The sequence below is a fragment of the Leisingera aquaemixtae genome (genome assembly GCF_006740765.1).
In the GTDB taxonomy this organism is placed as follows: Bacteria; Pseudomonadota; Alphaproteobacteria; order Rhodobacterales; family Rhodobacteraceae; genus Leisingera; species Leisingera aquaemixtae.
Genome location: NZ_CP041159.1, coordinates 3,173,722 through 3,191,704 on the forward strand (window position 1 = coordinate 3,173,722; position 17,983 = coordinate 3,191,704).

Genomic DNA, 17,983 nt, shown 5'->3' on the forward strand with positions numbered 1-17,983 from the left:
AAGGGCCAAACTCAGCAAACGGCAAGTGGCATGAGCAACACCAGCGACAACACCACCCATTTCGGGTTCGAAACCGTCCGCGAGGAGGAAAAGGCCGGCCGTGTGCAGGGGGTCTTCAACTCGGTCGCCTCGAAATACGACATCATGAACGATGTGATGAGCGTCGGCATCCACCGGGTCTGGAAGGACGCGATGATGGACTGGCTGGCGCCGCGCCCGGGCCAGCGGCTCTTGGATGTCGCCGGCGGCACCGGCGACATTTCGTTCCGCTTCCTGAAACGCGCGGGCCACGGCCATTCCACCGTGCTCGACCTCACCCGCCCGATGCTGGAGGAGGGCCGCAAGCGCGCCGAGGCTGAGCAGATGGCCGGCAGCCTCGACTGGGTCACAGGCGATGCGATGAAGCTGCCGTTCAAGGACAATACCTTCGACGTCTACACCATCTCCTTTGGAATCCGGAATGTGACGCGGCCGCAGGAGGCGCTGAACGAGGCCTACCGGGTGCTGCGTCCCGGCGGGCGCCTGATGGTGCTGGAGTTTTCGCAGCTGCCGAACGACGGGCTGCAAAAGCTTTATGATCTCTACTCCTTCAACGTGATCCCGCGGATGGGGCAGATGATTGCAGGCGATTACGACAGCTACCAGTATCTGGTGGAGTCGATCCGCAACTTCCCGGATCAGGAGACCTTCCTCGGCATGGTGAAACAGGCGGGCTTTGAGAACGCGAAATACCGCAACCTGTCGATGGGCATCGCCTGCCTGCATTCCGGCTGGAAGATCTGACTCATGCGCGGCCCTCATAATATCCTGCGCCTGATCCGGACAGGCGCCACTTTCGAGCGCACCGGCGCCATGCATTCGGTGCTGGAGGCGTTTGAAGCGCCCAAACCCCTGCGCATCCTGGCACGCACCCTGGGCTGGCCGTTCAAGTGGCTGGGCTATAAAGGCGATCCTGCGATGCCGCCGGAAACCCGGGCGCTGAACGCGTTGGGGCCTGCATACATCAAGTTCGGACAGGTGCTTTCGACCCGACCCGACGTGGTGGGCAAGGATCTGGCCAACCAGCTGCGCGTGCTGCAGGACAAGCTGCCGCCGTTCTCGCGCGCCCAGGCACTGGCCGAGGTGGAAAAGGAACTGGGCCGCCCGGCCTCGGAGATCTTCTCCGATTTCAGTGATCCGGTCGCCGCCGCCTCCATCGCGCAGGTGCACCGGGCGACGCTGGCCGAAACCGGCGAGGATGTCGCCGTCAAGGTACTGCGCCCCGGGATCGAGCGCGCCTTCAACCGCGATGTAGACGCCTTCTACTTCGCAGCCCGCATCGTGGACCTGTTCGCCCCAAGCGCCCGCCGCCTGAAGCCGATGGACGTGATTGAGCATTTCGACGGCGTGGTTCAGGGTGAACTAGACCTGCGGCTGGAAAGCGCCGCCGCCTCGGAGTTTGCTGCCAACACCGCCAAGGACGAGGGCTTTCAGCTGCCGGAAATCCGCTGGGCTTATTCCGCCCGCCGGGTGATGACCATGGGCTGGGCCGACGGCATCCCGCTGGGCGATAATGACGCGCTGGACGCGGCAGGCCACGACCGCAGGCTGCTGGCCAACCGGGTGCTGTCGCTGTTCCTGCGCCACGCGCTGCGGGACGGCTATTTCCATGCCGACATGCATCAAGGCAATCTCAAGGTCGCCGCCAACGGTGATATCATCGCCTATGACTTCGGCATCATGGGCCATATCGACGAATACACCCGCCGGGTTTATGCAGAAATCCTCTACGGCTTCATCAAACGCGACTACAAACGTGTGGCCGAGGTGCATTTCGAGGCAGGCTATGTGCCCGCCAACCGTGACGTGGATGAATTCGCCCGTGCCCTGCGCGCGGTGGGCGAGCCGATATTCGGCATGGACGCTTCGCAGATTTCGATGGGCCGTCTGCTGAACTACCTGTTCGAAGTCACCGAACGCTTCGGCATGGAAACCCGCACAGAGCTGATCCTGCTGCAGCGCACAATGGTGGTGGTCGAGGGCGTTGCCCGCTCGCTGGATCCGCATATCAACATCTGGGAAGCGGCCCGGCCGGTGGTCGAGGACTACATCAAGAAATCCATCGGCCCCCGCGCCGTCGCCTCCGACCTGCTGGAGACCGCAAAGGTGATGGCCCGCTTCGGCCCGCGCCTGCCTGCGCTGGTGGAGCAGGCGCTGATTGCCCAGGCGGCGCAGAACGGTGCCCAGAACCGCAGCACCGGCAACTGGATTGCCCCAGCCGCTCTGGGCGCTGCCGGCGGCGCCGCCTTCTTTGCGGCCGTCGCCCTGCTGATCTGAGATCCGCCACCAGCAGCGGCAGCGGCAGTGCCCTTCTTTCTGTTCGGGAATACCCTGGGGGGGAATAGGCCGCAGGCCCACGGGGGCAGCCCCGTCTCCCCCGGGCGGCTGATTCTGCCGGGATACAACGGGCGGGCCGCTCGGCCCGACCCGCTCCCATGTGCGGTTTTTCGCATACAGCGCAGCCTGAATACAGCCGAACAACGCGTTCTACTACAGGTTGATTTTCATTCATTTCCAGAGTGTTGACTACAGCCCAAACGGGCAGCATGATGGCCGCAGGCTCGGACTGGCCGCTTCTTCCGATATCGCGGTATTGCCGGGGGAAGTCTGGATCAGATCGTTCCTGAAGGAGATACTTGCGGCCAAATGCCAGATTATGGGTTTGCCCGCACCAACAACGGAACCGGGTCATGAGGCATCCGCGGAAAGCCCTGCATTTCAAAAGTGAAAGTTTGATGCCTTGCCTGATGCGGGAACATCTTCGGGAGTTTGATTCCGGCGTTGTCCTCGCCGGAGGCAGGCGCCAGGGCACCGGGGCCCCCGCAAGCGCGCATAACCCGTTCTGCAAAATGGCGCTCGGGTCTGTCAGGGGCTTCCATGGTAGCGCGATTGTCATAAAGCCAGTCTTTAACGGGCTTGCCTTCAATCCGGCAAATAACGGCCAGTCACTTAATTTTATTGATGAATTCCGCAGTGCAGCCCAACCCACTCAAATTCCCCGCGCGGGTCCGTGTGCGGCAGAAAACAGCTATAAGACGTTTGGAGAAACATTTACGGATGGAAGACCTCAACCAGGCTAGCAGTGCCGGAAAATCAGAATCTCAGCCCGAGAAGTCCGACGCGCGGGAGAAGGCCCGCAGCCAGGGGTTTCGGGTTGCAGGCATCGCGGCTTCTGCCGGAGGTCTGGAAGCGGTTTCCCTCCTAGTGCGAAACCTTCCCCGCTCCGCCAATGCGATCTATGTGATCGCCCAGCACATGTCGCCGACCCATAAAAGCGTGCTGACGTCGCTAATCGCGCAGGAAACCTCGCTGCCAGTTGTGGAACTGGGCCGTGTCACCGAACCCGAGGCCGGTACGATCTATGTCACACCGCCCGACACCGATGTGGTGTACGAAGGCGGTCAACTACGATTGCGTACCCCCGCGGGCCACCCGGCAACGCCGAAGCCGTCGGCCGACCGGCTGTTCAAAAGCCTCGCCGAAGAATGCGGCGAAAACTGCATCGGCATCGTGCTGTCGGGAACCGGGAGCGATGGCAGCTACGGTGTGCAGTCGATCCGCGAGGCCGGCGGCATCACCCTTGCCCAGGATCCCGGCACGGCGAAATATGACGGCATGCCAACCTCAGCGATTGAAACCGGCTGCATCGACCTGACGCTGACACCGGAACAAATTGGCGAGCACTTCGAGAAAATCCTGGCCAAGCCGCGCGACCTGGAACTGCTGCGCCCGGTCGCGGGTGAACCCAGCAAGCTGACCGAGCTGTTTGGCATCCTGCTGGCCCGCACCCAGGTCGATTTTGCCAACTACAAGGAGAACACCCTGAACCGCCGCATTGCCCGGCGGATGTCGGCATTGGGAATCGACGACTACGAGAAATACGTCGACTACTGCCGGTCCAGCGTTGACGAAGTGGACGCGCTTCACCGCGACCTGCTTATTTCCGTCACCCGTTTTTTCCGCGACCCGGAACAATTCCGCAAGCTCCACGAGCAGCTGGAAAGGCAGCTGGCAGAACGCGGGCCTGGGCCGGTCCGGGTTTGGGTGGTCGGCTGCGCCACCGGCGAAGAGGCTTATTCCATTGCAATCCTGATCGCAGAGATCCTTGGCGGCATTCACGCCCTGACAAAAAGCAACGTGCAGATCTTTGCCACCGACATTGACCAGAACGCCATCGAAGTAGCGCGAAAAGGAATCTACCCGGTTTCCGCGGCGCAGGACATTCCGCTCAATTACCTGTCAGACTATTTCGTGGTCGGCGAAAGCGACATCACGGTCCGTCAGGAATTGCGCAATGTCACGCTGTTTTCTCGGCACAATGTTTTTCAGGACCCGCCCTTTATCAACGTCAACCTCGTCACAATCCGCAACGTGCTGATATACTTCAACCTTGCCTTGCAGGAGCGGGTCCTGACCAGGCTGCACTATTCCATGGCGACGGGCGGCCTGCTGTTTCTCGGCACTTCGGAGACCGTCGGCGAAATGGGTATCTACTTCGAGGCCCGCCAGGGATCCGACAAAATCTTCGGCAAGCGGCGCGGGATTTCCGGGGAATTGTCCGTCTCCTCCAGAACGCAGGGCAATGGCTATCTGCGGTCCCTCAACCTACGCAAATCTGCCGAAAGGGCGGCAGCTGAACAGGCTGCGCAGGCAGACCTGTCACTGGCCCGTGCCGTTGCCCCCAACGGCATTATCTGCACCCGCAACGGCGATATTATCGAAGTGCTGGGCGACATCAGTGTCTACAGCGAAATCCGGGCCGGCATGTCGACCTCGCTCAACGTAAAAATGCTGATCGAACCGCTGCGCACTGAGGCCTCCAGCCTGATCGCTGTCGCGCTCCGCAACGAGCAACGCCGCGACGGCCGCTGGCACAACGTCTCCCTGCCCACCGGCAACCGCGCCCAGCTGCAGGCCTTTCCGTTCCACAGCCGTAACGGCGGCGAGGTGCATTGCCTGCTGGCGATCAACACCAAATTCGACGAGCAGAAGGAATACAGCTTCGAAGAAATTTCCGACCGCGACCAGCGCGAATATGTTCAGCGGATGGAGATGGAAATCCGCTCGACTCAAGAGGCGCTGCAGCAGACCATCGAGGAACTGCAGACCGCCAACGAAGAACTGCAATCCGCGAATGAAGAACTGCAGTCCACCAATGAGGAGTTCCAGGCCACCAATGAGGAGCTGGAAACCTCCAACGAGGAGCTGCAGTCCACAAACGAGGAATTGCTGACCGTCAACGAGGAGCTGCAGATCACCTCGGCAGAGCGCCAGGCGCTGTCCTCCGAGCTAGAGGCCATGCTGGACTCCTCTTGACCTGCCCCCCGCTGGTCCCTCGTTCATGAGGAGAGTCTGCGGGTTTGGTTTTGGTAATCGTCGGTCTCGGGCTTGGCAAGCGCGGCAGGCGCGGAGCCCTCAAATAGCTCAAGCGCCTGCCGCGCTTGCATTGGCGTTCTGTTCCCCAGCGAAGAATGCGGCCTGACGTTGTTGTAATCGTAGCGCCACAGCGCCAGCTTGCGGCGGGCATCGTCCAGGGTATCGAACAGCTCTTCATTGAGAAGCTCGTCCCGCAGGCTGCCGTTGAATGACTCGATAAAGGCATTCTGCTGCGGTTTTCCGGGGTCGATGTAATGCCAATCCACCCCGTTCCTGTCGGCCCATTTCAGGATTGCCTGGCTGGTGAATTCCGTCCCGTTGTCGCTGACAATGCAAGCGGGTTTTCCGTAGATCCGGACGAGCGCGTCCAGCTCCCGGGCAACGCGCTCTCCTGAAATGCTGGTGTCTGCCGCCAGGCACAGGTTTTCCCGGCAGCAGTCGTCATTCACGGCCAGGATGCGAAACTTCCGCGCCGCGCCGAAGCTGTCTGCCAGGAAATCCAGGGACCAGCGCTGGTTGGGCTGTGTGGCTTCGGGCATCGGCGTTCTCGAGCCCCGGGCGCGTTTGCGGCCCCGCCGCCGTTTCACTGCAAGACCCTCCTCCCGGTAGAGGCGGTAAAGCTTTTTGTGGTTCATGATCATGCCTTTTCGCTCAAGCAGCACGCCGATCCGCCGGTAGCCGAACCGGCGGCGTTTGCCAGCGATCTCCTTCATCTCCTGGCGGATCTCAGGATGGTCCGGCGGGCGTTCGCGCCGGACCGTCTTGGGGTCGACACCGACAAGCCGGCAGGCCCTGCGCTGCGAGATGTCATGATCCCGCATTGCATTGAGCGCTGCCTCTCGCCGCTCTTTCGGTGTCGTCAGCTTTTTCCCAGCAGGTCTTTCAAAACCACGTTGTCGAGCATCGTGTCTGCCAGCAGCCGCTTCAGCTTGGCATTCTCATCTTCCAGCGCTTTCAGCCGCGCCGCCTCCGATACCTCCATGCCGCCATACTTGGACTTCAGCTTGTAAAAGGTCGCCGGGCTCAGCCCATGCCGGCGGCACACCTCCGCCGTCGGCATCCCGGCTTCCTGCTCTTTGATCATCCCGATGATTTGCGCCTCGGTGTAACGGCTCTTACGCATTCGTCTGCTCCTACATAGGTTGGGCAGACTCTACATCATGGTGAGGGATTTCGCGGGGGGCAGGTCACTCTCCCTATGCGGTGGCGCTGGCAGACCAGGCGCTGATCATCCGCCGCGCCTCGCGCATGGCTCAGGACTTGCTGGGAATCAGTGATCTGCCGCCCACCGGCTTGCACCTCAGCCAATGCAACCTGCCGCGCGGGTTCCCGGCTCTGGCGCCGATCGCCAATGCGGTTCTGCGGCTGCAGCAGACCCGGCGCATACCGGTGCTGTCGGGCGGCCGCTACTACACGCTGGTTATGTCACCGGTGCTGGACGTGCATCACAAGCAGATCGGCATTTCGATCACCGTCACCCGCTTTGACATCGAACCCTTCTACAACGTTCTACGGCTGGTCAGCAAAGTCGCCAGGGTGGGCTTTTGGACCCATAATCTGGATTCCGGAGAGACTTATCTGTCGCCGGAGGCCAGGGAGATTTTCGGGGTCGGGCATAGCTCCAGCGCCCGGTCTTTCGAAGATATCCTTGCCCGCGCGCACCCCGAAGACCAGCCGCTCCTAAGGTCCTCGCTCGCCAAGCTGCAGAAGGACGGCGGCTCCTTCGAATTCGAAGCGCGGTTCTTTAACGACTCGGGCGATGCCAGCTGGCTGAAGGGCAGCATGACCGTGTTTCAGGATTCTCATGGCGAAATCGTCCAGTTTATCGGCGTTTGCTGGGACAAGGACGAAGTGGACGACCGGGACTTGCTGATTGACTGCGGTACAGCGATACAAGACCGCCTTTCCATCGGCGTGTTTTCCATTGACGCTGTAAACAACGTGCCCTCTTGGAACCCGGCAATGTTCTACCTGCTCGGCTATGATCCGGAAACAACCCGGCCTTCAGCGGAGCTTTTGCTGGAGCAGATCCACCCGGACGACCGGGACGCTGCCAGAGACGGATTGCGGGATGTGCAGGTCGAGGGCCGGCCTCTGCATCACTCGTTGCGGCTGCGCGCTTTGGACGGGACCTATCTGCGGGCGCTTCTGTTTGCCCAAGCCAAACGGGAAAAGGATGGCCGGATCTCCCAAGTGTACGGCGGCTTGCAGCTGACCGTCACTGGCACCGAACAGGCACCGGACGCTTAGGCGCAGGCTGTCAGAAACCATGGAGGACCGAGAGATCACAGACCGTCCGGCATTCCGGCCACACTGCACGCTACCGGGTTTTGCTGCCCGAGGGGGTGCCGTTTGCCATCCTCCCGCCAGCTGTCCTGCAGGCGGCACGCGCAACTGCTGCAGAGGTGCCGCTGATGCTGCCTGAAGACGCGGATGTGAACGCCGATGTGCTCGGCAAGGCCTTTCTTGCGTTCCCGTACGGGTCGTTCATTCTGGATTGGGATGGCCGCATCCTTGTCTGCAACCGGCGGGCAGAGCGCAGCTTCTGTCCCTTTTCCCAGTCTGGGAGCGGCGACTTGGCAGGCACATGCTTCAGCAAATTGACGCTGTGCGACCGGGACGATGTGATCTCCAGCTTGCGCAAGGGCGCCGCTGCCGGCTCCGTGTCCTTTCCGATGGCCGCGGGCAATCTGACCGCACCGCTGCCGGACACTGAATTCCGGATCTCGCTGCTGCGGTCGGCCACCAAGGGCGAACGGCTGATGCTGCTGACCCAGGACCAGCTGCGGCTGACGGCGGACAGGCTGCGGCAGATGAACGAGATGCGCGGCAAGCTGCGCGGTGAATTGTCCACCGCCAAGGATGCCAACGCAAAGCTGCAGGAAACCCTTCTGTCGATGGAGGCCTTTGCCCATGCCGCCGCGCATGATCTGCGCACGCCGATCAACACCATGACCGGTTCCCTGCAATTCTTCTCCGAGCATTACAGCGCCGCACTGCCGCAGACCGCCAGGGAATTCCTCCAGCACATGGCCCGGGCCGCGCGGCAGATGGACCAGCTGACGACGGAGCTTCTGGAGCATTCGGTATCAACCGCCTCCGGCACCAGCTTTCAGGAAGTTGTCATGGCAGATGCGGTTTCAGAAGCCTGCGATAGCCTGCACCAGGCGCTGCAGGAGTGCGGCGCCAAGACCCGCGTCTACGGCACGGGCATCACGCTGCAGGCGGACCCGACCTTGCTGCATCTGGTGCTGACCAACTTCCTGTCCAACGCGATCAAGTACCGGGATCCGGCCCGCCCGCTGGAAATCACCATCAGCATGGAAGGCATCGGGCGGGAGCAATGGGTGCTGTCTGTTGCCGACAACGGCATGGGGTTTGATCCGCGGGAGAAGCACCGGATTCTCCAGCCATTCCACCGGGCGCACCGCGAAATCGAAGGCAGCGGCATCGGGCTGTCGACTTGCGCCGAAATTTGCCGCCGCCACTCCTGGAAGCTCACTGCCGATGCCGAACCCGGCAAGGGTGCAATTTTCAAGATTTCCTGCGGCTAAGGCCTTCAGCGCGACCGCCAGACCAAGCAAACCGGACCATCCGGAAGGGCCCCAAAGACCCGCCTCGCCGCCCCTGTCAGCTTGCCGCCATGGCGGGAACCCGCCCGGTCACATGGTCGACCATGCTGAGGAGATCGGACAGATTGACTGGTTTTCGCAGCACCCAGCGGATATTGCGGCTGAGGTTGAACAATTCGCCGCCTGAAAACAGGCGGCTGCCGGTGATGCAGACCACTGGAATATCCGGGCGCAGCAGGGCGGCATAATCTGCCACCGGCAGCGACATCTCCTCCCCGATCTTCAGGTCCAGCACCAGCACGTCCAGGGGCAATTCGGTCAACGCAGAGATGGCGTCGCTGCAGCTGGTGACGGCGGTAACATCATATCCCGCTTCCTGCAGCGCCATGTTGAAGGTGAAGCGGACGCCGGCGTCATCCTCCAGAAGCAAAACTTTGGCTGTCACTTAGATACCCTGTACCGGCGTGGCTGGTGCCGGGATCACGCGATCTTAGCGCATTCACGGCTGTTCTTTTGCCCCTGACAGGTGAATCGCGAAGCGTAGTCTCGAAACCACCGTGAACCGTCATGCGTTCATAAGGGATACTTGTTTCTACTTAAAATTGCATGACCTGTATATCTCAATCACATAATTTCTTCGTAAAAGCCGTACAGCCCGGCAAGGCGCAGCTTTGAAACCGCCCCTTGCCGCGCGTGCCGTCAAAGCCGCTCGATCGCCAGCGCGATACCTTGACCACCGCCGATGCACATCGTGATCAGCCCCTTGGAACCGCCGGTCCGCTCCAGTTCATAAAGCGTTTTCAGGGTGATAATGGCACCTGTGGCCCCCACTGGATGCCCCAGTGCAATGGCGCCGCCATTCGGGTTCACCTTGGCCGGGTCCAGCCCCAGTTCTTTGTTCACAGCCAGCGCCTGCGCGGCAAAGGCTTCGTTGGACTCGATCACGTCGAAGTCGCCAGCCGACAGGCCGGTTTTTTCCAATAGGTTGCGTACCGCGGGCACCGGACCGATCCCCATCACCTCGGGGCGCACGCCGGCATGGGCGTACCCCAGAATCCGCGCCTTGGGCTTCAGCCCCGCCTTCTCTGCCGCCGCAGCCGTGGCCAGCACCATGGCCGCCGCGCCGTCGTTGATTCCGCTGGCATTTCCCGCGGTTACGCGGCCGTCCTTCTGGAACACCGCCCTCAGCCCGGCCAGCGCTTCCAGCGTCGTGGCCTTGGGGTGTTCGTCCACCTCAAACGGCACCAGGTCGCGTTTCACCTTCACCTCCACGGGGGTGATCTGCGATTTGAAGTGCCCGGCCTCGATCGCTGCCGCCGTGCGGGTCTGGCTGGTGAGTGCGAACTCATCCATCTGTTCGCGGGTGATTTCATGCTCATCCGCCACATTCTCTGCCGTCACCCCCATATGGCCGGTGCCGAAGGGACAGTTCAGCGCGCCCAGCATCATGTCGAGCGACTTCACGTCGCCCATCTTCGCGCCCCAGCGGCTTTGCTGGATGATGTAGGGGCTGCGCGACATGTTTTCGGCGCCGCCGGCCAGCGCGAACTCGGCGTCGCCCATGGCAAGAGATTGATAAGCTGAGATAATTGCTTGCACGCCGGAGCCGCAGAGGCGGTTGACGTTCATCGCCGGAACCGCATCCGGAACTCCGGCCTGCATTGCGGCAACCCGGCTCAGGTACATGTCGCGCGGCTCTGTGTTGATGATATGGCCAAACACCACATGGCCGATCTGGCCGCCTTCGACGCCGGAGCGTTCCAGCGCGGCCTTGGAGACCGTGGTGGCCAGGTCGATCGGCGCAGTGCCCGCCAGCGCGCCGCCAAAAGTGCCGATGGCGGTGCGGGCGCCGTCCAGGATCACGATGTCATTCATAGTCTCTCTCCTCGTCAGATTTCCCCCATCATGCACCCGCAGCATTGATCTGTCTGCTGATACGTGCCGTCATCAACACGCGGTGTCACCAGGCTGTCACCCCCCATGCACCGGCTGTACACCACCTGTGCACCGCCGCAGCGCGGCATCGCCGTCTGCGGGAACATTTGACAAATCAGCCGCATCAGCGCAGAGAATCCGTCATGACGGAAAACACAGACGATATCCTGACCCTGCTGCCCGCCCGCCTGAAGGAGGCCCGCCGCGCCCAAGGCCTGAGCCTAGAGGCCGTGGCGAATCTCTCCGGCGTCAGCCGCTCGATGGTGAGCCAGATCGAGCGCGGCGAAAGCTCCCCCACCATTGCGACGCTGTGGAACCTGACCCGCGCACTGCAGGTGGACTTTGCCGGGCTGCTGGAAGCGGCTGACATGCAGGACCGGATTGAAGTGCTGCGCGCCGCGGATGTGCCCAAGATCGAGAACATGGGCCAGGGCTGCCGCATCCGCATCCTTTCGCCGCCGGAAGAGGCCGGCGGGCATGAGGTTTATGACATCCGGTTCGACCAGGGCGGTGCGCTGGTCAGCCAGCCGCACACCCGCGGCGCGGTGGAGCAGCTGACGGTGCTGGAAGGGGAGATCGCGGTGAGTTCCGGCAATGCCAAGGACCAGCTGCGGGCCGGCGATACCGCCCGCTATGCCGCTGATGTCGCGCATTCCATCACCGCTCCCGAGGGGCCCGCGCGGGTGTTTCTGATTGTAAAGAATGCCTGACGCTGGTGACTGCGTTCAGGCGAAACCTGCGAGAGTCGTTGCGGGAAAACGTGGAAGCGGTTTGACAGCCTGCATCGGCAGGAAAGCCCCTTATCGGATTTTATGCGAACAAAGCCCTTGAACGACTCGGGACAACGGCCCATATGTGGTCCGCTTACGTTATTCTTGTCGATCCACTGTCTCCCGCTCTGCGGCGTTTTCAGTCTCTCGATCCAGACCGACTACGCCAGGCTGCCGCACTTCCGCGGGCAGCAATCATCAGGAGACTACGGATATGGCCACTGGCACCGTAAAATGGTTCAACACCACCAAAGGCTTCGGCTTCATCGCACCCGACGGCGGCAGCAAAGATGTGTTCGTGCACATTTCCGCTGTTGAGCGTTCCGGCCTGACCGGCCTGGCGGACAACCAGAAAGTCACCTTCGACATCGAAGCAGGCCGTGACGGCCGCGAGTCGGCGGTGAACCTGCAGCTGGCATAAGCCAAGCAGACTTGCAGATTTGAAACGCGGTCCCTGAAAGCGGGCCGCGTTTTCTTTTGGGCTGTCAGCCCTTGTTCTTCTCATCCCAGAGTTTGGGTTCCCAAAGCTCCACCTTGTTGCCTTCGGGGTCCAGTATCCAGGCGAAGCGGCCGTTCTCATGGGTTTGCGGCCCTTGCAGGACGGGAATGCCCGCCGCTGCCAGCTGCGCAATCATGCCGTCCATGTCGTCGACGCGGTAATTGATCATGAACGTCGCGGTGCTGGGGGCAAACCACGTGCCGTCCGGGTCGGCAGTGGCCCAGACTGTCAGGCCGCCGTCCTCTGCCCTGTCGTCCTGCCAGTTCAGAACCGCCCCGCCGAAATCTTCCAGCACCAGCCCCAGGTGATCCTTGTACCATGCCGCCAGCGCCTTGGCGTCGCCGCGTGCTTTGATGAATACTCCGCCGATGCCTGTGACCCGTGCCATACTGCAACCCTCCGTTTCCCTGGGTTCAGATAGTCCGGAATGGCGGAATTTCACTCACGCCTTCCAGTTTCACGGATTTTTTTCCGCAATCCTGAAATCCTGTATTCCGGAAACACATCCGCTATGCTAGACGTGCGACTCGAGACACCAAGGGAGTTTGCGCATGTCCACTGCTTTTCTGACCGACATCTCCGACACGCTGGCCCAGATCGAGGCCGAGGGGCTGTACAAGCGCGAGCGAATGATCACCTCCCCGCAGGGGGGCGAGATCACGGTTGGCGGGCGTCAGGTGATCAACCTGTGCGCCAACAACTATCTGGGCTTGGCCGACCACCCCGCCCTGATCAAAGCCGCCAAGGACGCGATGGAGCCGAAAGGGTTCGGCATGGCCTCTGTCCGGTTCATCTGCGGCACCCAGGACATCCACCGGGAACTGGAGCAGCGGCTGGCGAAGTTCCTCGGCAAGGATGACGCGATCCTGTTTGCAGCCTGTTTCGACGCCAATGGCGGACTGTTCGAGCCATTGTTGGGGCCGGAGGATGCGATCATCTCGGACTCGCTGAATCATGCGTCGATCATCGACGGCATCCGGCTGTGCAAGGCCAAGCGCTACCGTTACCTGAACAGCGATATGAACGACCTGGAGGCCTGGCTGAAGCAGGCCCGCGAGGACGGCGCGCGGCATATCATGATCGCCACCGACGGCGTGTTCTCGATGGACGGCTACTTGGCCAAGCTGCCGGAGATCCGGGCGCTGGCGGACAAATACGACGCCATCGTGATGGTGGACGACTGCCACGCCACCGGCTTCATGGGCAAGACCGGCGCCGGCACGCCGGAGCATTTCGGAGTGGACGTGGACATCCTGACGGGAACCTTGGGCAAAGCACTTGGGGGGGCCATCGGCGGTTATATCGCCGGGCCGCAGCCAGTGATCGACCTGCTGCGGCAGCGGGCGCGGCCCTATCTGTTCTCCAATTCGCTGCCGCCATCGATTGTTGCTGCCGGGCTGGAGGCGATCCGGCTGGTGGAGGAAGGGGACGGCCTGCGGGCGCAGCTGTTCGAGAATGCGCGCTATTGGCGGGCGGGGCTGGAAAAGCTGGGCTTTGACCTGCTGCCGGGCGAGCATCCGATTATCCCGGTGATGCTGGGCGAGGCGCAGCTGGCGCAGGATATGGCGGCAAGGCTGTTTGACGAAGGCGTCTATGTTTCCGGTTTCTTCTTCCCGGTGGTGCCGCGCGGGCAGGCCCGTATCCGCACCCAGATGAACGCGGCGCTGACGCGGGAGGAGCTGGACCGGGCGCTGGCGGCGTTCGGCAAGGTGGGTCAGGAACTGGGGATTGTGTCATGAGCCGTCCGAACACGATGAAGGCGCTGGAAAAGAGCCGCCCGGAGGAAGGCCTGTGGATGGTACAGGCGCCGGTGCCGGAGATTGGCCCGGACGAGGTGCTGATCAAGGTGAAGAAGACCGGCATCTGCGGCACTGACATTCACATCTGGAACTGGGACGACTGGGCCGCGCACACCGTGCCGGTGCCGATGATCACCGGGCATGAGTTTGCGGGCGAGATCGTCGAGATCGGGCGCAATGTCACCGATCTGACGGTGGGGCAGCGCTGCTCCGGCGAGGGGCATCTGATCAAGACGGACTCGCGCCAGAGCCGCGCCGGCAAGTTTCACTTGGACCCCGGCACCCGCGGCATCGGGGTGAATGAGCAGGGCGCCTTTGCGCAGTATCTGAAGCTGCCGGCCTTTAACGTGGTGCCGCTGCCGGATGACATTCCGGACGAGATCGGCGCGATCCTGGACCCGCTGGGCAATGCGGTGCACACGGCGCTGAGCTTTGATCTCTTGGGCGAGGATGTTCTGATCACCGGAGCAGGCCCCATTGGCATCATGGCCGCGGCGGTGGCGAAACATGCCGGGGCGCGGCATGTGGTGATCACCGACATTAACCCGGACCGTTTGAAGCTGGCTGCGCATGTGGTGCCGGCGGTGCGCACGGTGGATGTGTCCAAGGAAGAGCTGCAGGATGTGATCCGGGAGCTGGGCATGAAGCAGGGCTTTGACGTAGGGCTGGAGATGTCCGGTTCGCAGGCCGCACTTGATCAGATGGTGGAGGCGCTGGTGATGGGCGGCAAGATTGCGCTCCTGGGTATTCCGCCGGGCAAGTCGCCGGTCGACTGGTCGCGGATCGTGTTCAAGGCGATCACCCTCAAAGGGGTCTACGGTCGCGAGATGTTCGAGACCTGGTACAAGATGATTGCCATGCTGCAGAACGGGCTGGATGTAAGCCGGGTGATCACCCACCGGTTCGGGGTGGATGATTTCGCCGAAGGCTTTGCGGCGATGAAATCCGGCTCCAGCGGCAAGGTGGTGCTGGATTGGACGTGATAACGGGCTGAGGGGGCTTTGCCCCCTCGCGCCTTGCGGCGCTCACCCCCAGAGTACTTCTGGAAAGATGAAAGCGGATCAGGGTTTCAACGGCACTCTGCCCGCTTCCGTCAGCAGCCAGCAGTCGCGGCCTTCGAACACCGCGGCGCTGAGCGGGCGGCCGTAGCCGGCGCCGCTGTCGAGGTTGACGCGATTGCCGTAGTGGCTGGGTCGGTCCACCGGCGTATGGCCATGCACGATCAGCTTCGGATGGGGGCCGGTGTGGTCGTGGAAAGGCTGCCGGATCCAGACCAGTTCGTCCTCATGCTGCTGGGCAAGCGGCACTCCGGGACGTATCCCGGCGTGCACAAAGGCTAGCTCCGGCGTCTCGTGCAGGGCAGGAAGGCTGCGCAGGAATTCGGCGTGCGGCGCCGGTATCACTTCCTTGGCTCTGGCGTGCAGATCGTCGAGCCGGGTGCGGTCTTCGAATGTCAGCCCGTAGCTGGCCAAGGTCTCAACTCCGCCGATCCGCTCATGCAGCCAATGGTAGCCGATCAGGAGATGCGGATCGTGGCGGGGCGTCTCCTCCAGGAACCATTCGAACATCCGGTCGTGGTTGCCTTTTAGGCAGATCCAGTCCCGGCCCTGCTCCTGGCCGGCCATCAGCCTCTCGATTACTCCGCGGCTATCGGGACCGCGGTCGGTATAGTCGCCAAGGAAGACGATGCGGGCATCCTCGCCGCCGTCGGCTTTGATCCGCTGCAGAGCGGCATCCAGCATCTCCAGTTGGCCGTGGATGTCTCCTATGGCGTAGAGGGGGGCGGTCATGGCGGCTCCTTTCTGCGGATCTGCCGGAGTGATGGCGCATTGCGCCGCCCGGCTCAACCCCGGGAATGCGGGAGCGCGGCTGGCAATCCGGACAGAGCGCGCCACGTTACTGGCAACGGCGGCTTGCCATCAATCTGAACAGGGAGGATTGGAGATGGAGGGAATTGCGCGGTGGTTTATGCTGGCCGCGGTTGTGTCGGCGCTTGGCGGCATGGTCTGGGGCATACAGATGTCGGCGAGCCAGGACCATCTGCTGTCGCCGGCCCATGGGCATCTGAACCTGCTGGGCTGGGTCAGCTGTTCGATCTATGCGTTTTATTATCAACTGCTGCCGGCCGCGGCCGGGGGCGTGCTGCCGCGGCTGCATCTGGGCGCGGCGCTGCTGGCGCTGGCGCTGCTGGTGCCGGGCATTCCGCTGGCCATCCAGGAGCGCGGCGAGGGGCTGGCGCAGGCGGGATCAGTAGCGGCGCTGCTGTCGATGCTGATCTTTGCCGCGGTTGTGCTGCGGCACCGGCCGAAAAAGGCGGTGTTTGCGCGCCAGAAGGGGCATTGAAAAAGCCCCCGCGGCGGTGGCGGGGGCTTTGGCAGTCTTGCGCAGGTCCGTTTAAACGACGTCGAACTCCAGCGGCTTGATCTGGTTGAACAGGCCGGTTTCCGCAAGCTTGGCGCGGATCTCAGCCGGGACGGGCTCATCCACGTAAAGCAGCGCGATGGCCTCGCCGCCGGCCTCGGAGCGGCCCAGGGTGAAGTTGGCGATGTTGACGCCGTTGTCGCCCAGGGTGTGGCCCAGGGTGCCGATGATGCCCGGCACGTCCTCGTTGGTGGTGTAGAGCATATGCGCGCCCACATCCGCCTCGATGTTGATGCCCTTGATCTGGATGAACCGCGGCTTGCCGTCGGAGAACACGGTGCCCGCCACCGAGCGCTCGCGCTTGGAGGTGACGGCAGTCACCTTGATATAGCCATCGAAGGCACCGGATTTGTCCTGGTTGGTGGTGGAGATCTGGATGCCGCGCTCCTTGGCGACAACCGGGGCGGAAACCAGGTTCACCTCGGGGTTGGACCGCTTCATGATGCCAGCGATCACCGCGCAGTTCAGCGCGTCCAGGTTCATGCCGGCCGCCGCGCCATCATAGAGGATGTTGATCGCCTTGATCGGCTCATCGGTCATCTGGCCGACGAAGCTGCCGAGGTGGTCGGCAAGCTTGATCCAGGGGCCCATGACCTTGGCTTCCTCAGCCGTCACCGACGGCATGTTGAGCGCGTTTTCAACCGCACCGGTCAGCAGGTAGTTGGACATCTGCTCTGCCACTTGCAAGGCGACGTTTTCCTGCGCTTCGGTGGTGGCGGCGCCCAGGTGCGGGGTGCAGACCACGTTGGGCAGGCCAAACAGGGCGTTTTCCTTGGCCGGCTCCTCAGAGAACACGTCGAAGGCAGCGCCTGCCACATGGCCGGAGGTCAGCAGCTCCGCCAGCGCGGCCTCATCCACCAGGCCGCCGCGGGCGCAGTTGATGATGCGCACACCCTTCTTGGTCTTCTCCAGGTTTTCCTTGGACAGGATGTTGCGGGTCTGCTCGGTCAGCGGCACATGCAGGGTGATGAAGTCGGCGCGGGCGAGCAGTTCTTCCAGCTCCACCTTTTCGACGCCCATCTTGTCGGCCTTCTCCTGGCTCAGATAGGGGTCATAGGCGACCACTTTCATCTTGAGGCCGCGGGCGCGGTCGCAGACGATGCCGCCGATGTTGCCGGCGCCGATCACGCCCAGGGTCTTGGCGGTCAGCTCGACCCCCATGAACTTGGACTTTTCCCACTTGCCCGCGTGGGTGGAGGCAGAGGCCTCGGGCAGCTGGCGGGCGGCGGCGAACATCATGGCGATGGCATGTTCGGCGGTGGTGATCATGTTGCCGAAGGGGGTGTTCATCACAATGACGCCGCGCTTGGAGGCGGCTTCCTTGTCGATGTTGTCGGTGCCGATGCCGGCGCGGCCGATCACCTTGAGGTTATCGGCGTTCTCCAGAATCTTTTCCGTCACCTTGGTGGCGGAGCGGATGGCGAGGCCGTCGTACTGGCCGATGATTTCCGCCAGTTTTTCCTTGTCCTTGCCCACGTCGGGCAGGAAGTCGACGTCGATGCCGCGGTCGCGGAAGATCTGGACGGCGGCCTCAGACAGCTTGTCGGAGATGAGAACTTTGGGAGCCATGTT

General features: G+C 62.4%; 16 protein-coding genes. 10 read left to right on the forward strand and 6 right to left on the reverse strand.

The window, feature by feature from the left end:
* The first annotated feature begins 30 nt into the window (after positions 1-30).
* The 3 genes from ubiE to R2C4_RS17260 all read left to right on the forward strand — a co-directional run bounded on the left by ubiE (position 31) and on the right by R2C4_RS17260 (position 5,355).
* The gene (ubiE, locus tag R2C4_RS17250; RefSeq protein ID WP_141891560.1) at positions 31-783 is read left to right on the forward strand and encodes a bifunctional demethylmenaquinone methyltransferase/2-methoxy-6-polyprenyl-1,4-benzoquinol methylase UbiE; all 753 of its coding nucleotides are present in this window, start codon (positions 31-33) and stop codon (positions 781-783) included.
* Between the two features lie 3 nt (positions 784-786).
* Positions 787-2,316: a 2-polyprenylphenol 6-hydroxylase gene (gene ubiB / locus R2C4_RS17255; protein ID WP_141891561.1), complete on the forward strand. Its 1,530-nt coding sequence runs from the start codon at positions 787-789 to the stop codon at positions 2,314-2,316.
* 780 nt (positions 2,317-3,096) lie between these two features.
* Positions 3,097-5,355 (forward strand): chemotaxis protein CheB, encoded by a 2,259-nt coding sequence (locus R2C4_RS17260; protein ID WP_286853171.1) that lies wholly within the window; start codon positions 3,097-3,099, stop codon positions 5,353-5,355.
* A 23-nt stretch (positions 5,356-5,378) separates the two neighbouring features.
* Here the strand turns inward: R2C4_RS17260 and R2C4_RS17265 are convergent.
* Positions 5,379-6,538, reverse strand: a protein-coding gene (locus tag R2C4_RS17265; protein WP_141889521.1) for an IS3 family transposase whose coding sequence is annotated in 2 segments (ribosomal slippage) — positions 5,379-6,280 and positions 6,280-6,538 — 1,161 coding nt in all. Because the reading frame shifts where the segments join, the coding sequence is not laid out codon by codon here.
* Between the two features lie 80 nt (positions 6,539-6,618).
* On the opposite strand from R2C4_RS17265, the gene R2C4_RS17270 reads away from it, so the two are divergent.
* Together R2C4_RS17270 and R2C4_RS17275 are read left to right on the forward strand one after the other, a co-directional pair.
* Positions 6,619-7,665, forward strand: a complete 1,047-nt coding sequence (locus R2C4_RS17270) for a PAS domain-containing protein (RefSeq protein ID WP_244940746.1) — start codon at positions 6,619-6,621, stop codon at positions 7,663-7,665.
* 164 nt (positions 7,666-7,829) lie between these two features.
* Positions 7,830-8,969, forward strand: coding sequence for a sensor histidine kinase (locus R2C4_RS17275; protein ID WP_141891562.1), 1,140 nt, complete (start codon positions 7,830-7,832; stop codon positions 8,967-8,969).
* Positions 8,970-9,045: 76 nt separating this feature from the next.
* Here R2C4_RS17275 and R2C4_RS17280 read toward each other — a convergent pair whose 3' ends face one another.
* Both R2C4_RS17280 and R2C4_RS17285 read right to left on the reverse strand, forming a co-directional pair.
* Complete coding sequence (locus tag R2C4_RS17280) at positions 9,046-9,432, reverse strand: response regulator (protein ID WP_058287537.1); 387 nt, start codon at positions 9,430-9,432, stop codon at positions 9,046-9,048.
* A gap of 254 nt (positions 9,433-9,686) precedes the next feature.
* Positions 9,687-10,862, reverse strand: coding sequence for an acetyl-CoA C-acyltransferase family protein (locus R2C4_RS17285; protein WP_141891563.1), 1,176 nt, complete (start codon positions 10,860-10,862; stop codon positions 9,687-9,689).
* Positions 10,863-11,065: 203 nt separating this feature from the next.
* Here R2C4_RS17285 and R2C4_RS17290 point away from each other — a divergent pair, with 203 nt between their 5' ends.
* Both R2C4_RS17290 and R2C4_RS17295 read left to right on the forward strand, forming a co-directional pair.
* The gene (locus tag R2C4_RS17290) at positions 11,066-11,632 is read left to right on the forward strand and encodes a helix-turn-helix domain-containing protein (RefSeq protein WP_058287535.1); all 567 of its coding nucleotides are present in this window, start codon (positions 11,066-11,068) and stop codon (positions 11,630-11,632) included.
* Between the two features lie 274 nt (positions 11,633-11,906).
* Entirely contained in the window at positions 11,907-12,113 is a 207-nt protein-coding gene (locus tag R2C4_RS17295; RefSeq protein ID WP_008554505.1) for a cold-shock protein, read from the forward strand.
* 64 nt (positions 12,114-12,177) lie between these two features.
* Here R2C4_RS17295 and R2C4_RS17300 read toward each other — a convergent pair whose 3' ends face one another.
* The gene (locus tag R2C4_RS17300; RefSeq protein WP_141891564.1) at positions 12,178-12,579 is read right to left on the reverse strand and encodes a VOC family protein; all 402 of its coding nucleotides are present in this window, start codon (positions 12,577-12,579) and stop codon (positions 12,178-12,180) included.
* Positions 12,580-12,742: 163 nt separating this feature from the next.
* Between R2C4_RS17300 and R2C4_RS17305 the strand changes: the two genes are divergently transcribed.
* Entirely contained in the window at positions 12,743-13,930 is a 1,188-nt protein-coding gene (locus tag R2C4_RS17305) for a glycine C-acetyltransferase (RefSeq protein ID WP_141891565.1), read from the forward strand.
* A gap of 14 nt (positions 13,931-13,944) precedes the next feature.
* A complete protein-coding gene (gene tdh, locus R2C4_RS17310) occupies positions 13,945-14,973 on the forward strand; it encodes an L-threonine 3-dehydrogenase (RefSeq protein WP_141892123.1) in 1,029 nt (342 codons plus the stop codon).
* A 78-nt stretch (positions 14,974-15,051) separates the two neighbouring features.
* Here the strand turns inward: tdh and R2C4_RS17315 are convergent, their stop codons facing one another.
* Positions 15,052-15,780, reverse strand: a complete 729-nt coding sequence (locus R2C4_RS17315; RefSeq protein ID WP_141891566.1) for a metallophosphoesterase family protein — start codon at positions 15,778-15,780, stop codon at positions 15,052-15,054.
* Positions 15,781-15,934: 154 nt separating this feature from the next.
* Between R2C4_RS17315 and R2C4_RS17320 the strand changes: the two genes are divergently transcribed.
* Positions 15,935-16,333, forward strand: coding sequence for a hypothetical protein (locus R2C4_RS17320; protein WP_141891567.1), 399 nt, complete (start codon positions 15,935-15,937; stop codon positions 16,331-16,333).
* 51 nt (positions 16,334-16,384) lie between these two features.
* Here R2C4_RS17320 and serA read toward each other — a convergent pair whose 3' ends face one another.
* The gene (serA, locus tag R2C4_RS17325) at positions 16,385-17,980 is read right to left on the reverse strand and encodes a phosphoglycerate dehydrogenase (RefSeq protein ID WP_141891568.1); all 1,596 of its coding nucleotides are present in this window, start codon (positions 17,978-17,980) and stop codon (positions 16,385-16,387) included.
* Positions 17,981-17,983 lie beyond the last annotated feature (3 nt).

Bases quoted from the DNA above. Each gene is read 5' to 3' on its own strand.
- ubiE (WP_141891560.1), top strand. From the start codon at position 31: ATGAGCAACACCAGCGACAACACCACCCATTTCGGGTTCGAAACCGTC.
- R2C4_RS17320 (WP_141891567.1), top strand. From the start codon at position 15,935: ATGGAGGGAATTGCGCGGTGGTTTATGCTGGCCGCGGTTGTGTCGGCG.
- R2C4_RS17305 (WP_141891565.1), top strand. From the start codon at position 12,743: ATGTCCACTGCTTTTCTGACCGACATCTCCGACACGCTGGCCCAGATC.
- R2C4_RS17295 (WP_008554505.1), top strand. From the start codon at position 11,907: ATGGCCACTGGCACCGTAAAATGGTTCAACACCACCAAAGGCTTCGGC.
- tdh (WP_141892123.1), top strand. From the start codon at position 13,945: ATGAAGGCGCTGGAAAAGAGCCGCCCGGAGGAAGGCCTGTGGATGGTA.
- R2C4_RS17300 (WP_141891564.1), bottom strand. From the start codon at position 12,579: ATGGCACGGGTCACAGGCATCGGCGGAGTATTCATCAAAGCACGCGGC.
- R2C4_RS17275 (WP_141891562.1), top strand. From the start codon at position 7,830: ATGCTGCCTGAAGACGCGGATGTGAACGCCGATGTGCTCGGCAAGGCC.
- R2C4_RS17290 (WP_058287535.1), top strand. From the start codon at position 11,066: ATGACGGAAAACACAGACGATATCCTGACCCTGCTGCCCGCCCGCCTG.
- serA (WP_141891568.1), bottom strand. From the start codon at position 17,980: ATGGCTCCCAAAGTTCTCATCTCCGACAAGCTGTCTGAGGCCGCCGTC.
- R2C4_RS17285 (WP_141891563.1), bottom strand. From the start codon at position 10,862: ATGAATGACATCGTGATCCTGGACGGCGCCCGCACCGCCATCGGCACT.
- R2C4_RS17260 (WP_286853171.1), top strand. From the start codon at position 3,097: ATGGAAGACCTCAACCAGGCTAGCAGTGCCGGAAAATCAGAATCTCAG.
- R2C4_RS17315 (WP_141891566.1), bottom strand. From the start codon at position 15,780: ATGACCGCCCCCCTCTACGCCATAGGAGACATCCACGGCCAACTGGAG.
- ubiB (WP_141891561.1), top strand. From the start codon at position 787: ATGCGCGGCCCTCATAATATCCTGCGCCTGATCCGGACAGGCGCCACT.